This window comes from Streptomyces sp. NPDC002386 (genome assembly GCF_053593175.1).
On record NZ_JBSFBX010000001.1, the window covers coordinates 880,432 to 895,124 of the forward strand.

The following is a 14,693-nucleotide window of genomic DNA, read 5'->3' on the forward strand; positions in this document are numbered from 1 at the left end:
CACGGGACCAAGAGCCGCCGGCCGCCACCGGCCGGCCACTGACGAGGGGACGGCCGCAATGACCTGGCTGATCACCGGCGGCGCCGGTTACATCGGGGCGCACGTCGTCCGCGCGATGGCCGAGGCGGGCGAGCGGACGGTGGTCTACGACGACCTGTCCACCGGGATGGCGGAGCGCGTGCCGGACGACGTACCCCTGGTACGGGGTTCGATCCTGGACGGCGGGACCGTGGCCCGTACGCTCGCCGCGCACGAGGTCACCGGCGTCGTCCACCTGGCGGCCAAGAAGCAGGTGGGCGAGTCGGTGGAGCACCCGCTGCGGTACTACCGGGAGAACGTGGAGGGCCTGCGCGTCCTGCTGGAGGCGGCGGTCGCGGCCGAGGTGGCGGCCTTCGTGTTCTCGTCGTCCGCCGCGGTGTACGGCATGCCGGACGTGGACCTGGTCACGGAGGAGACCCCCTGCCTCCCGCTCTCCCCCTACGGCGAGACCAAGCTCGCCGGCGAGTGGCTGGTCCGCGCGACGGGACGGGCCACCGGTCTCGCGACCGCCTCCCTGCGCTACTTCAACGTGGCGGGCGCGGCCGCCCCCGCCCTGGCCGACGCGAGCGTCTCCAACCTCGTCCCCATGATCTTCGAGAAGCTCACCGAGGGCGCGCCCCCGCGGATCTTCGGCGACGACTACCCGACCCCCGACGGCACCTGCGTCCGCGACTACATCCACGTGTCCGACCTGGCCGAGGCCCATGTGACGGTCGCCCGCGCCCTGCGCTCCGACCCGGGCCGCGACCTGACCCTCAACATCGGCCGCGGGGAGGGCGTGTCCGTCCGGGAGGTGATCGACCGCGTCAACGCGGTCACCGGCTACGACCGCCCCCCGACCGTCACCGTCCGCCGCCCCGGCGACCCGGCCCGCGTGGTGGGCTCCGCCGACCGCATCGGCACCGAACTGGGCTGGCGGGCCAAGCGCGACGTCCAGGACATGATCGCCTCGGCCTGGGAGGGCTGGACGCACCTGCACCCGGAGGCGGCGCGCTCCTAGAACGCTGCTGTGCGCCCGGGGTTCCGGCGCCCGCCGGCCTCCTCGGCCCCGTACGTCCGGCCGTCGCCCGGCGGCCCCGTCACAGTGCGGCGAGGGCCGCCGCGGTGGCGCGGGCCAGGGTGTCCAGGTAGTTCTTCGGGAGCCTGGGGGAACGGATGACCACCGAGCGCCAGTAGAGGGGCCCGGAGATCAGGTCCAGGGCGAGGTCGGTGTCCACTCCGGACCGCACCTCCCCGCGCCGCTCCGCCGCGGCCACGATCTTGCTGGCCACCGAGTCCTGGCCGTCCCGCACCGCCTTCTGCAGCGCCTCGGCGATCTCCGGACTGCGGGCCGCCTCCGCCTGGAGGTCCGGGATGATCTGCGAGGCCACGGGGTGGCGCAGGGCACGGGACGTGATGCCGTAGAGCAGGCGGAGGTCGCCCTCCAGCGAGCCGGTGTCCGGGACCGGGAGTCCCAGCACGGCCAGCGCCGAGACCACGTCCAGCACCAGGTGCAGCTTGGAACGCCACCTGCGGTACACCGCCGTCTTGCCGACGCCCGCGCGCCGCGCGATCCCCTCGATGGACATCCTGGCGTACCCGACGGCCGCCAGCTCCTCGAAGACGGCCGCCCGGATGGCCTCGGTCACGTCCTCCCGGAGCACGGCGGCCCCGGCGGGGGCCCGGCGGCGCGGACGCTTCGGGGTCTCGTCGGCGTTCGTCGTCATACGGACCAGCATAGGGCGTTACGACGAAACGGTTGCGTTCCGACGTTCGATGGTTCTACTCTCACGTTGCGACGATACGGTCCCGTCCCGACGTAAGAGAACGTGAAGAGAAGCGTAAGGAAACGGCGGACGACGGACGGGGACCACCCAGGCCCGGCGACCGCCGGACGCACCCCCCTCCCCCGAGCGAAAGCAGCGGATGTGAGTCAGGTCCTCCACACACCGCCCCCGACCCAGGTCCCGGCCGAGGACGATCTCGCGGCGCTCGCCGCCCGGCACGGCCTGTCGGTCAGCGGCGCCCGCCCCTCCCTGCCGGTGTACGTACGCCAGCTGTGGGCGCGCCGCCACTTCATCACCGCCTTCGCCACCGCCAAGCTCACCGCCCAGTACAGCCAGGCGAAGCTCGGCCAGGTCTGGCAGGTCATGACCCCGCTGCTGAACGCGGCGGTCTACTACTTCATCTTCGGCGTACTGCTCGGCACCAAGCACAACGTGCCCGACTACGTGCCGTTCCTGGTCACGGGCGTGTTCATCTGGACGTTCACGCAGAGCTCGATCATGGCGGGCACCCGGGCCATCGCGGGCAACCTCGGCCTGGTACGCGCCCTGCACTTCCCGCGCGCCGCGCTGCCGATCTCCTTCGCGCTCCAGCAGCTGCAGCAGCTGCTGTTCTCGATGGCCGCGCTGGTCGTCATCCTGCTCTGCTTCGGCGTCCCGGTCGCCGCCTCCTGGGTGCTCGCGCTCCCCGCCCTGGTGCTCCAGTTCACCTTCAACGCCGGCGTGTCGATGGCCGTGGCCCGCCTGGGCGCGAAGACCCCCGACATCGCGCAGCTCATGCCGTTCGTGCTGCGGACCTGGATGTACGTGTCCGGCGTGATGTGGAGCATCGACAAGATCGACAAGAACGATCACCTGCCGCACGTCGTCAAGCTGCTGCTGGAGCTGAACCCGGCCGCCGTCTACATCGACCTGATGCGGTTCGCGCTGATCGACAGCTTCCACACCCTGCCGCCGCACGTGTGGGCGGTCGCGACGGGCTGGGCCCTGCTCGCCGGGGTCGGCGGCTTCATCTACTTCTGGAAGGCTGAGGAGACCTACGGCCGTGGCTGAGCAGACCGGGACCACCAGCGAGCAGATCCCCACCGTCGTCGCCGACCGGGTCGACATCGTCTACCGGGTCAACGGCACCGGCGCGGGGCGCGGCACGGCGACCGCCGCCCTCAACCGCATCATGCGGCGGCGGCAGACCGAGAAGGCGGCGGGCGTGCGCAAGGTGCACGCGGTCAAGAAGGTGTCGTTCGTCGCCTACAAGGGTGAGGCGATCGGCCTCATCGGCACCAACGGCTCCGGCAAGTCGACGCTGCTGAAGGCGGTCGCCGGCCTGCTGCCCGTGGAGAACGGGCACATCTACACCGACGGACAGCCCTCGCTCCTCGGCGTCAACGCGGCGCTGATGAACGACCTGACCGGCGAGCGCAACGTCCACCTCGGCGGACTGGCCATGGGCATGTCCCGGGAGGAGGTCAGGCAGCGCTACCAGGAGATCGTCGAATTCTCCGGGATCAACGAGAAGGGCGACTTCATCACCCTTCCGATGCGGACCTATTCCTCCGGCATGGCGGCCCGGCTGCGCTTCTCCATCGCCGCCGCCAAGGACCACGACGTCCTGCTGATCGACGAGGCCCTGGCGACCGGCGACCGCTCCTTCCAGAAGCGCTCCGAAGCCCGCATCCGCGAGCTGCGCAAGCACGCGGGCACGGTCTTCCTGGTCAGCCACAACAACAAGTCGATCCGGGACACCTGCGAGCGGGTGCTGTGGCTGGAGCGCGGTGAGCTGCGAATGGACGGCGCCACGGAGGACGTCCTCAAGGAGTACGAGGCCTTCACCGGCGACAAGAGCGACAAGCCGGCCCGGAAGCCGGCGAAGAAGGCGGCGCCCAAGGCGCCCGCCGCGACGCCGTAAGGCCGCAACCCGGCCGCCGGAGGCTCGTTCTTCCTGTGGGCCCGCGCTCCGCGGCCGCTCTTGCCCCGGGCGTGGTTATCCTTTTCATACAGCTAGTGACAGTATGTTATGAAAGGTGCCCACAGAGACGGCGAGCCAAGGAGCCTCCGCGATGCCTCACCTCAGCGTCATCGTCCACGGGCCGAACACCCAGGGGCATCTGACGGAGCTGCTGGCCGCGCTGGAGACCCGTCCACTCCCGGACATCGAGGTGATCGTCGCGGCGGTCGGCGACTGGGCCCGGGAGACGGCCGAGGAGTACGCCCCGGAGACGGTCGTGGTGCCGCTGCCGGAGGGCACCGGTGACGGGGCGGCCCGGGCGGCCGGGGCGGCCCGCGCGTCCGGCCGCTGGCTGCACTTCGTGCACGCCAAGGACGGTCTGCCCGCCGGGGCGTCCCGGATGGTCGCCGAGCGCGCCGCGGAGCTGGACGACACGGTCGACGTACTCCTCTTCGACCACGTCACCACCACCTGGCGGACCGCCGCGGCCCCGTCCGCCGGCGGCCGCCACCTCGCCGCCGCCGGCCGCGCCGATCTGGCCCTGGACGACGCGGCCGACCTGCTCCGCCTCGCCCCGCTGCTCGGCACCCGCGCCCTGCGCGCCGGGTTCTGGCGGGCGCACCAGGACCTGCTCACAGGGGACGACGAGCCGTACGCGGCCCTCGCGGCCCTGCTGCGCGCCGGCCGCGTCGCCTGCCTGAACCAGGTCGCGTACGACGACCGCCGGCTGCGCCCCGAGAGTCTGCCGCCCCTCGCCCCCGAGGACCGGTACGCGCTCATCGACCGCTACGAGTCCCTGCTCCCGCTCACCCGGGACCGTCGCGCGGCCCGCGCGGTGCTGTACGACCTGATGGTCCGCGACCTGCTGCGCACCTTCGCCCGGGAGGACCTGCCCGAGCCGGTGGCCCGCGAGTTCTTCCGCCGGGCCTCGCTGGCCGCGGTCCGCTGGCGCCCCGAGAACCACCGCCGCCCGGCGGGCCTGGAGGGCGTCCGGCACACGCTGCTGGAGGACGGCGCGTACACGCGGTACCGCGCCTTCCAGGCCGCCAACCGCACCCGGCGCGCGGCCCGGAAGACGGTACGCGACCGCAAGCGGCAGCTGGGCACGAGACTCCGCGAGCAGCAGTACCGCAGGGCGCTGAACCGCCCGGTCGACCCGGAACTGGCCGTGTTCGCCGCCTACTGGGAGCGCGGGGTCGCCTGCAACCCGGCCGCGATCGCCGCCCGGCTCGCCGAACTCGCTCCGCACGTCCGCCGGGTGTGGGTGGTGAACAAGGAGAACGCGGCCCTGCTGCCGCCCGGCACCGACCACGTGGTCCCCGGCACCCGCCGCTACTGGGAGACGCTGGCCACCGCCAAGTACCTGACGAACAACGTCAACTTCCCCAACGCGGTGGTCAAGCGTCCCGAGGCGATCCATCTCCAGACCCACCACGGCACCCCGCTCAAGCGCATGGGCCTGGACCAGCGCGACCACCCGGCCGCCGCCAAGGGCCTGGACTTCGCCGCCCTGCTGGCCCGCGTCGACAAGTGGGACTACAGCGTCAGCGCCAACAGCCACTCCACCCGAATGTGGGAGCGCGCGTACCCGGCCCGCTACACCTCGCTGGACCACGGCTATCCGCGCAACGACGTCTTCTACACGAGCGGGGCCGCCGAGGTCCGCGCCGCCCGCGAGCGGCTCGGTATCGCCCCCGGCGCGACCGCCGTCCTCTACGCCCCCACCCACCGCGACTACGAGGCCGGCTTCACCCCCCGGCTCGACCTCGCCGCCCTGGCCGACCGGCTCGGCGACGACACGGTCCTGCTGGTCCGCGCGCACTACTTCTACGGCGGCGCCGCCTCCCCGCTCACCGGGCTGCGCCGGTCCGGCCGGATCATCGACGTCTCCTCCTACGACCCGGTCGAGGAGCTGTGCCTGGCCGCCGACGCACTGGTCACGGACTACTCGTCGATCATGTTCGACTACGCCAACCTGGACCGGCCGATCGTGATCCACGCCGACGACTGGGAGACGTACCGCACCACCCGGGGCGTCTACTTCGACCTGATGGCGGACCACCCGGGCCAGGTCGCCCGCACCCAGGAGGAGCTGACCGAGATCCTCACCTCGGGCGCCTGGCGCGACGAGAGCGCGGCGAAGGCGCGGGCCGCCTTCCGGCGCCGGTTCTGCGAGTACGACGACGGACACGCCGCCGAGCGGGTCGTACGGCGGGTCTTCCTCGGCGAACCCGAGGAGGCGCTGCCCCCGGTGATCCCACTGGAGAGACGAACCCCCGCCCCCAGCCCCGAGGAGGCCGGCGCATGACGCTCCCCGACGTCACGGTCACCGTCATCGTCTTCAACGACGCGGCCCGTCTCCCCCGCGCGGTCGCCTCCCTGCGCGCCCAGACCCACGCCAACATCGAGATCGTCATCAGCGACGACCACTCCACCGACGACACGCCCGCCGTGGCACGGGAGCTGGCCGCGCGGGACCACCGCATCCGCTACCTCCGCCTGCCGCGGAACAGCGGCGGTTGCAGCGCGCCGCGCAACCGGGCCATCGAGATCGCCCGGGCGCCGTACCTGATGTTCCTGGACAGCGACGACGAACTCCCGCCCCGCGCCGTTGAGTCGCTGCTCGCCGCGCACCGCGAGCGCGAGGTGGACTTCGCCATGGGCGCGGTGCGGCGGGTACGGGTGGACAACGGGCGCCGCTCGACCTGGATGCCGCACCTGGTCGCCGAACGCCGCACGCTGGACGGCATCGAGGCCGACCCGCGGCTGCTGTTCGAGCACCTGTCGACGAGCAAGATGTACTCCCGGGCGTTCCTGGACCGCCACGGGCTCCGCTTCCCCGAGGGCATCCACTACGAGGACCAGCTGTTCTCGGCCCAGGCCTACTGCCTGGCCAAGGCGTTCACGATCATCCCGGACCCGGTGTACGTCTGGTACATCGAGCCGTTCGCCGCGCAGGCGGCGGCGTCCATCTCCAACCAGCGTCACAAGATCTCCAACGTCCGCGACCGGGTGCACGTCCAGCGCCTGATCGACGACTTCCTCGTGGAGAGCGGGCACGCGGTGCTCCGCGAGGACAAGGACTACAAGTTCCTCAAGCACGACTTCCGGATGTACGCGGGCGACCTGCCGTACCGGGACGACGCGTGGCTCGGGGAGTTCGCGGAGATCATGAACCCGTATCTGGACACGCTCGCGGACGGCGCCTTCGTCCGCCTGCCCCGCCCGGAACGGGTGGTGCTCGAGCTGCTGCGCGCCGGCCGGCTGTCCGACGTCCGGCTCGCGGCGCGCGGCCTCGGCCACAACGTGGCCCCGCGGCAGGTCACCGCCGACGCCTCCGGCGGCACCTACTGGGGCGGCACGCTCCCCGCGACCGACCGGGGCCGCCGCGAACTGGACGTCTCCGACCTGGAGCTGGACACCAGGCCGTTCACCAGCGCCCAGTTCCGCCACGAGATCACCGAGCTGACCCGGGGCCCCGGCGCCTGTCTCGACCTCACCATCCGCACGTTCGACCCCGGCCTGCGGCTCCCGGTGGGACCGCAGCGCGCGAGCCTGGTGCTGAGCCCCGGCCGGCGCCGTCTGACGGTCCCGTTCCGGCTCGACCCGGTGCGTCCGGGTGTCTTCGAGGGCCGGGCCCGGCTGGACCTGGCGACGGCACCGCTGCCCGTACAGGGCTTCGACGGCGTACGCCACCCGCTGCTCCGCCTGTCACAACAGGGGCTGGCCAACTCGGGCCTGCTCCTGGCGCCCCTGGACTTCCCCTCGGCGCGGGCCCGGGTCGACCACCGTGCCGGTCTCACGGCCCACGAACTGACCATCGAACCCGAGGGCCGCAACCCCGGCCGCCTGCAGATCCGCTGGCGCCCGCGGTCCCTGACGGCCCACGTGATCCGCCCCCTGACCCGCAGGCTCGCCCACCCCAGACTCCGCAACGCGGCCCGCTTGGCGGCGAGCCTCATGCGGTAGCCGACGCGATGCCCCCGCCCGCGCCCCGCGGGCGGGGCAAGCGGCACCCCCCCCGCCCGGCCACCGGCACCGCGCACCCGGACGACACCGCTCACCGCGGCACCTCGTACAACACCTGTCCCCCGGGCCCGCCGGCGACCCTCCGCAGCCACGGCTCGGCGTCCCCCCGGACTCCGACCACCCACCGCACGCCGTACTCCCGCAGCACACCCCGCCGTACGGAGGCAGCCGTCCCCGTCGAGAAGTACCGCCGCTCGGCGGCCTCCCGCGCCCCCGCCGACGGCAGGAACACATCCGGATAGCCGGGAGCCACGGTGTACGCGCCGTACGCCGGAAGCTGCCGCGAGGCCGTCGTGCGCGCCATCACCACGTCCCCGTACCGCACCCAGGGCGTGACCCAGTGGTATCCGGCCCAGGGCGTCCGGTACCTCGCCGCGACCGGGCCCGGCAGCGCGTCCCGGCCGGCCACGTACCCGAGCGTCCCCACCTGCGTCCACGCCCCCACCAGCAGCGCGGCGCCCAGCGCACCGGCCCACCCGGCCCGCACCGCCCGCCGCCCCGCCGACACCGCTTCCAGCGCGGCCGCGAGCTGGGCCGGGATCAGCGCGGCGGGCAGCGCCCGTCCCCACGAGTAGTGCCCGGTCAGGCCGCCCGCCGCGAACACCAGCGCGCCGAGCGCGAAGAACAGCACCAGGGGATCGCGGCGGTCCCGGCGCCACCGCGCCCCGAGGGCCGCCACCCCGAGCAGGACCAGCCCGAACCGCCCGGCCAGGTGCCCGTACAGCGACCGGTGGATCGCCTCCAGACCGGTGCCCGCGGAGAACAGCGCGAAGAAGTCGTAGTACGGCCATGCCCACAGCAGCACCAGGCCGAGGGCGACCGCCGCGCCGAGCCGGGGCAGCCCGGCGCGGCCCGGCCGTGCGGCGATCACCGTGGCCAGCGCCCCGAGGGACGCCACCACCCCGGTGAACTGGTGGCACAGCAGGATCAGCGCCCAGAGCGCGCCCAGGCCGAGCCACCCGCCCCAGCCGGCCCCGGCGCGCAGCGCCCGGGTGAGCCACGCCCAGAAGTGGAACGACAGCCCGAGGGCGAGGACGCTCGGGTACGCCACCGTCAGCGCGAGGGAGTTGAGCCCGAGGAAGCCGCTCCAGTTGAACAGGAGCGGACCCCACAGCAGGACCAGGCACAGGAACGCCAGGGCGGGCGCCGCGCGGTGCGCGCTGAGGGTACGGACGTAGCGCCACACCCCGGTGGCCAGCAGCCCCAGTCCGACGAGCGCGCCGACCCGCAGCACGTTGAACACCGACAGGCCGGTCACCCGGGCGAGACAGCCCAGCAGCAGCATCCAGGGCGAGTAGTACGGGCTGGGCGTGTCGGCGTCGACCAGCGGGTTCCCCGGGTGCAGCGGGCTGTGCCGCAGCCGTTGCACGGTCGCCGCGTGCATGCCGAGATCGCCCGCCCAGGGCAGACGGACGATCACCAGGAGCATCAGGACCAGCACGAGCGCGGCGAGGACCGGTGGCAGCGCCCGCCCGGTCCGTGCGGCGCCGTTCGGCGCGGCCCGCAACCCGCGCGACCGCAGCCGGGCGTTTCTCGGTGAGGTCGCTGTCACAGTCCCAGACCCTATCGGAAATGTCCTGAACGCCCGAAACCTACGCATTCGGCCGAGGGGCGGAAAGCGGGCGCCCCGGGCCTCTACCGGCCCGGGGCGCCCGCTGCGGCCGTACGGCCGCCGCCTGACTACGAGTGCGAGCGCAGCAGCGTCCGCATCGTCCGCATCGCCACCGACAGGTTGGCGAGGTCGAACTCGTCGGAACCGCGGATCTCCACCAGGGTGGTGCGCGCGCGGGCGAGCAGGGCGGCGTTCTTCTGCTCCCACAGCTCGAAGCGCTGCTCCGGCGTTGAGGTGCCGTCGCCGACGGCCAGGACGTCGGCGGTCAGCGCGGCGTGTGCCGCGTACAGGTCCTCGCGGATCGCCGCGCGGGCCATGGACTGCCAGCGGTCGTTGCGGGGCAGCTCGATGATGCGGTCCATGAGTTGGGTGATGCCGAGCCGGTCGCCGAGGTCGTAGTACACCTCCGCGACGTCCAGCGGCTCCTTGCCCATACGGTCGGCCACCGAGACGATGTCGAGCGCCGGGAAGGCGGAGGAGAACCCGGCCACGCGGGTGGCCAGCTCGTCCGGGACACCGGCGGCGGACAGCTCGTCGAACACGTGCTGGTACCACTCCTGGTCCGCGCCCCGCACCAGCTTCGGGAGCTGCTGCCAGACCTGCTCGACCCGCTCGGCGAAGAAGTCCACCGTCTCGGCGAGCTGCAGCGGCTGCGGCCGGTTGTTGAGCAGCCAGCGGGTGCCGCGCTCCACCAGGCGGCGCGAGTGCAGCCGGATGCGGGTCTGGACGGCGGCCTCGACCTTGTTGTCCAGCTCCTCCACCGCGTCCCACACCGGCGCCGAGCAGAAGATCGCGCGGGCCGCGGTCTGGGCGCGGACGATCTCCTCCAGCGAGGCCCCGGTCTCCTCGCGCAGCCGGTGCAGATACGTCGTACCGCCCGTGTTGACCGTGTCGTTGACCAGCACGGTGGTGGTGATCTCGCGGTGCAGCGGGTGGCCGTCGATGCCGTCCGGGAACCGCTCGCGCAGCGCCGTCGGGAAGTAGGCGTGCAGCAGGGTGCGCAGGTACGGGTCATCCGGCAGCGAGGTGTGCAGCAGCTCCTCGGCGACCGTGATCTTCGTGTACGCCAGCAGCACGGCCGTCTCCGGGCCGGTGAGGCCCTGACCCTGGGTGAGGCGTTCGCGGATCTGGCGGTCGGTGGGCAGGAACTCCAGCGCCCGGTCGAGGTGGCCCTCGCGGACCATGTGGCGGATGAACCGCTGCTGCGCGTGCAGCATGTCCTTGGACTGGGCGAGGGCGTTGGCGATCGCCGTGTTCTGCGCGTAGTTGTTGCGCAGCACCAGGCTGCCGACCTCGTCGGTCATCTCGGCGAGTAGCTTGTTGCGCTGCTTGACGGTCATGTCGCCGTCCGTGACCAGCCCGTTGAGCAGGATCTTGATGTTCACCTCGTGGTCGGAGGTGTCCACGCCGGCGCTGTTGTCGATCGCGTCGGTGTTGATCCGGCCGCCGTGCAGCGCGAACTCGATGCGGCCGAGCTGGGTCAGGCCCAGGTTGCCGCCCTCGCCGACGACCTTGACCCGCAGGTCGCTGCCGTCGACGCGGATGGCGTCGTTGGCCTTGTCGCCGACGTCGGCGTTCGACTCCGCCGACGACTTCACGTACGTGCCGATGCCGCCGTTCCACAGCAGGTCCACCGGGCTGTGCAGGATCGCCTTCATCAGGTCGGCCGGCGTCATCTTGGAGATCTTCTCCTCGATGCCCAGGGCCTGCCGGATGTGCGCGTTGAGCGTGATCGCCTTCGCGGTGCGCGGGAAGATCCCGCCGCCCGCCGACAGCAGCTCGGTGTTGTAGTCGGCCCAGCTCGAGCGGGGCAGGTCGAACAGGCGGCGGCGCTCGGCGTAGGAGGCGGCCGTGTCCGGGTTCGGGTCGATGAAGATGTGCCGGTGGTCGAAGGCGGCGATCAGGCGGATGTGCTCGGAGAGCAGCATGCCGTTGCCGAACACGTCACCGGACATGTCGCCGATGCCGACGACCGTGAAGTCCTCGCTCTGCGTGTCCACGCCCAGCTCGCGGAAGTGCCGCTTCACGGACTCCCAGGCACCGCGCGCGGTGATGCCCATGCCCTTGTGGTCGTAACCGGCCGAGCCGCCGGAGGCGAAGGCGTCGCCGAGCCAGAAGTGGTACTTCTCGGCGACCTCGTTGGCGATGTCCGAGAAGGTCGCCGTGCCCTTGTCGGCCGCGACCACCAGGTAGGTGTCGTCGCCGTCGTGCCGCACGACGTCCTGCGGCGGGACGACCTCGCCGGCCACCATGTTGTCGGTGATGTCGAGGAGCGCCGAGATGAACGTCTTGTAGCTGGCGATGCCCTCGGCCAGCCACGCGTCCCGGTCCACGCTCGGGTCCGGGAGCTGCTTGGCGACGAAGCCGCCCTTGGCGCCGACCGGCACGATGACGGTGTTCTTCACCATCTGCGCCTTGACCAGGCCGAGGATCTCGGTGCGGAAGTCCTCACGGCGGTCGGACCAGCGCAGGCCACCTCGGGCGACCTTGCCGAAGCGCAGGTGCACGCCCTCCACCCGCGGCGAGTACACCCAGATCTCGTAGGCCGGGCGCGGCGCGGGCAGGTCCGGGATGGCCTGCGGGTCGAACTTCATGGAGACGTAGTCGTGCGGCTCCCCGCTCCGCGCCTCCTGGAAGAAGTTCGTGCGCAGGGTGGCCTTGATGACGGTCAGGAAGGAACGCAGGATGCGGTCCTCGTCGAGGCTCGCCACCTGATCCAGGGCCGCGTCCAGCTCCTCCAGCAGGGCGTCGGTGATCTCCGAACCGGCCTTCTGCCGGTCCGGGGACATCCGCGCCTCGAAGAGGGAGACGAGCAGCCGGGTGGTGTGGACGTTGTCGCGGAGGGTGTCCTCCATGTAGTCCTGGCTGAAGGTGGAGCCGGCCTGCCGCAGGTACTTCGCGTACGCGCGCAGCACCATGGCCTGCCGCCAGGTCAGCCCGGCGCTCAGCACGAGGGCGTTGAAGCCGTCGTTCTCCGCCTTGCCGGTCCAGGTGGCGGCGAAGGCCTCCTGGACGCGCTCGCGGGCGTCGTCACCGAAGTGGTCGGTACCGGTCGGCGACTTCGGCATGCGCAGGCCGAAGTCATAGATCCAGGCGGTGGTGCGGTCCGCGCAGCGCAGCTCGTACGGCCGCTCGTCCACGACCTCCACGCCGAGCCGCTGGAGCACCGGCAGGACCGCGGACAGGGAGACCGAGTCACCCTTGCGGTAGATCTTGAAGCGGCGCTCGTCGGGGGCGGCGCCGACCGGCTCGTACAGGCTGAGGGAGAAGTTGTGGCCCTTCTCCTCGCTGAGCCGCTCCAGGTGGACCAGGTCGGCGACGGCCGCGCGCGGGCTGTGGTCGGCCTTGTAGCCCTCGGTGAAGGCGTTGTTGTAGCGGCGCAGCAGTTCGGCGGCGTGCTCCTCGCCCAGCTCGGCGTTGAGCGCCTCGGCGAACGCGTCGGCCCAGGAGCGTGCGGCCTCGACCAGCCGGGCCTCGATGCGCTCCTTGTCCGCGTCCGAGAGCTGGGGCAGCTCGGTGCCGGCCGGGACCCGGACGACGAAGTGCAGCCGGGACAGGATCGACTCGGTGTTCCAGGCGGTGAAGTCGACGCTGATGCCGCCGAGCTCCTCCTTCAGGATGTCGATGATCCGCAGCCGGACGCCGGTGGTGTAGCGGTCGCGCGGGAGGTAGACCAGGGCGGAGTAGTAGCGGCCGTACTCGTCCTGCCGCAGGTACAGCCGCAGCCGGCGGCGCTCCTGCAGGTACAGGACGCTCGTCGCGATGGACTGCAGCTCGGCGACCGGGGTCTGGAACAGCTCGTCGCGCGGGTAGGTCTCCAGGATCTGGAGCAGGTCGCGGCCGTCGTGGCTCTCCGGCGAGAAGCCGGCGCGCTGCAGGACCTCGTCGACCTTGCGCCGGATGACCGGGACCCGGCGGACCGACTCGGTGTAGGCGGCGGACGAGAACAGGCCGAGGAAACGGCGCTCGCCGACGACGTTGCCGTCCGCGTCGAACTTCTTGACGCCGATGTAGTCCAGGTACGACGGCCGGTGCACGGTGGCGCGGCTGTTGGCCTTGGTCAGCACGAGCAGCTTGTGCTCGCGGGCCTTGGCGCGGGCGTCGGCGGGCAGCCGCTCGAAGGAGGGGCTGACGGGGTGCTGGTCGTCCTCGGAGTGGTGCGGGTCAGCGCGCAGTATGCCGAGACCGGTGCCGGGCACGGCGGCCAGGCAGTCGTCGCCGCGCAGCTCGTACTCGCGGTACCCGAGGAAGGTGAAGTGGTCGGCGGAGAGCCAGCGCAGCAGCTCGCGGGCCTCCTCGGCCTCGGCGGGCGGCAGGTCGCCCGGCAGCGGCTCGCTCTCCAGGCCGTCGGCGATCCGGCCTGCCGCGTCGCGCATCTTCTCCCAGTCCTCGACGGCCTCCCGGACGTCGGACAGGACGCGCAGCAGGTCGGCGGTGATCTGCTTCAGGTCGGCGCGGTCGGTCTCCCGGTCGATCTCGACGTGGATCCAGGACTCGATGTGCGCGTCGTGCGGGAGGTCGCCGGTGGGCGCGGTCGGCAGGACCTCGATCAGCTTGCCGGTGACGTCGCGCCGGACGACGAACTGCGGGTGGATGACGACGTGGATGCCGCGGCCCTGCCGGGTCAGCTCGTTGGTGACCGAGTCGACGAGGAAGGGCATGTCGTCGGTGACGACCTCCACGACGGTGTGGCTGCAGGTCCAGCCGTTCTCCTCCACCGTCGGGGTGTGCACGCGGACGTTGGCGGTGCCCTGCGGCCGGTTCTCGGCGAGCCGGTGGTGCGACACCGCGGCGCCGAAGACGTCGTCCGGATCGCGGACGGACAGGTCCTCCGGGGCGGTGTGCAGGTAGTAGCGCTGGAGGAACGCGTGCGCGGCCTCGCTGTCGGGGGTGCCGGCCGTGCCCTTGCCCGTCGCCGTCGTCCCGGTCGGTAGGTGCCCCCCGACCGGGCTGTTCTCAGCTACCCGGGCCGCTCGTTCGAGCAGCTCGGCCTTGGCTTCGTCCAGCTTGGTCTGCATTGTCCTCTGGCTCCTGTCGCGCGCCGTTGCGTGACGTAGAAGGAAATACGGTCTCTTTCCCTCCGGCTCGACGCCACGGCCCGGGATGTCCGGTCCGATCCGACGCTATGCCGCGAGGTGAGAAGAGCGGGGGGTATTCGGCCATTTTCGACACGCCCGCCGGATGTGACGCCGGTCTCGGCGCCGCCGGCTCCTGGGCCGTCCTCGGCATCCCGGGGGCTTCGGCGCCCCCGGCCCGCCCGCGAGGACCAGCGACCGCCGCCCGGTCACGGAGGTGCTCCGTGCAA

Annotated in this window: 8 protein-coding genes; 5 read left to right on the top strand and 3 right to left on the bottom strand. The window is 72.1% G+C overall.

From position 1 onward, the window contains the following. Nucleotides 1-58: 58 nt before the first annotated feature. On the top strand, nt 59-1,039 hold the full coding sequence (gene galE / locus ACWCPN_RS03960) for a UDP-glucose 4-epimerase GalE (protein ID WP_451202232.1): 981 nt from the start codon (nt 59-61) through the stop codon (nt 1,037-1,039). Nucleotides 1,040-1,118: 79 nt separating this feature from the next. Here the strand turns inward: galE and ACWCPN_RS03965 are convergent, their stop codons facing one another. Beyond that, nucleotides 1,119-1,745 (bottom strand): TetR/AcrR family transcriptional regulator, encoded by a 627-nt coding sequence (locus tag ACWCPN_RS03965; protein ID WP_365126781.1) that lies wholly within the window; start codon nt 1,743-1,745, stop codon nt 1,119-1,121. A gap of 201 nt (nt 1,746-1,946) precedes the next feature. Between ACWCPN_RS03965 and ACWCPN_RS03970 the strand changes: the two genes are divergently transcribed. The 4 genes from ACWCPN_RS03970 to ACWCPN_RS03985 all read left to right on the top strand — a co-directional run bounded on the left by ACWCPN_RS03970 (nt 1,947) and on the right by ACWCPN_RS03985 (nt 7,716). Continuing rightward, a complete protein-coding gene (locus ACWCPN_RS03970) occupies nt 1,947-2,855 on the top strand; it encodes an ABC transporter permease (RefSeq protein ID WP_365126779.1) in 909 nt (302 codons plus the stop codon). Further along, on the top strand, nt 2,848-3,708 hold the full coding sequence (locus tag ACWCPN_RS03975) for an ABC transporter ATP-binding protein (RefSeq protein ID WP_199210764.1): 861 nt from the start codon (nt 2,848-2,850) through the stop codon (nt 3,706-3,708). Before ACWCPN_RS03970 ends, ACWCPN_RS03975 begins: the two co-directional genes overlap by 8 nt. A gap of 151 nt (nt 3,709-3,859) precedes the next feature. Then, nucleotides 3,860-6,055, top strand: a complete 2,196-nt coding sequence (locus ACWCPN_RS03980; protein WP_451202234.1) for a CDP-glycerol glycerophosphotransferase family protein — start codon at nt 3,860-3,862, stop codon at nt 6,053-6,055. After that, nucleotides 6,052-7,716, top strand: coding sequence for a glycosyltransferase family 2 protein (locus ACWCPN_RS03985; RefSeq protein WP_451202235.1), 1,665 nt, complete (start codon nt 6,052-6,054; stop codon nt 7,714-7,716). Before ACWCPN_RS03980 ends, ACWCPN_RS03985 begins: the two co-directional genes overlap by 4 nt. A gap of 91 nt (nt 7,717-7,807) precedes the next feature. Here ACWCPN_RS03985 and ACWCPN_RS03990 read toward each other — a convergent pair whose 3' ends face one another. Both ACWCPN_RS03990 and ACWCPN_RS03995 read right to left on the bottom strand, forming a co-directional pair. Further along, the gene (locus ACWCPN_RS03990; RefSeq protein ID WP_451202290.1) at nt 7,808-9,205 is read right to left on the bottom strand and encodes a hypothetical protein; all 1,398 of its coding nucleotides are present in this window, start codon (nt 9,203-9,205) and stop codon (nt 7,808-7,810) included. A gap of 251 nt (nt 9,206-9,456) precedes the next feature. After that, nucleotides 9,457-14,406 carry an NAD-glutamate dehydrogenase gene (locus tag ACWCPN_RS03995; protein WP_451202236.1) on the bottom strand — a complete coding sequence of 1,650 codons (4,950 nt, stop codon included), beginning with the start codon at nt 14,404-14,406 and terminating at the stop codon, nt 9,457-9,459. Nucleotides 14,407-14,693: the final 287 nt, after the last annotated feature.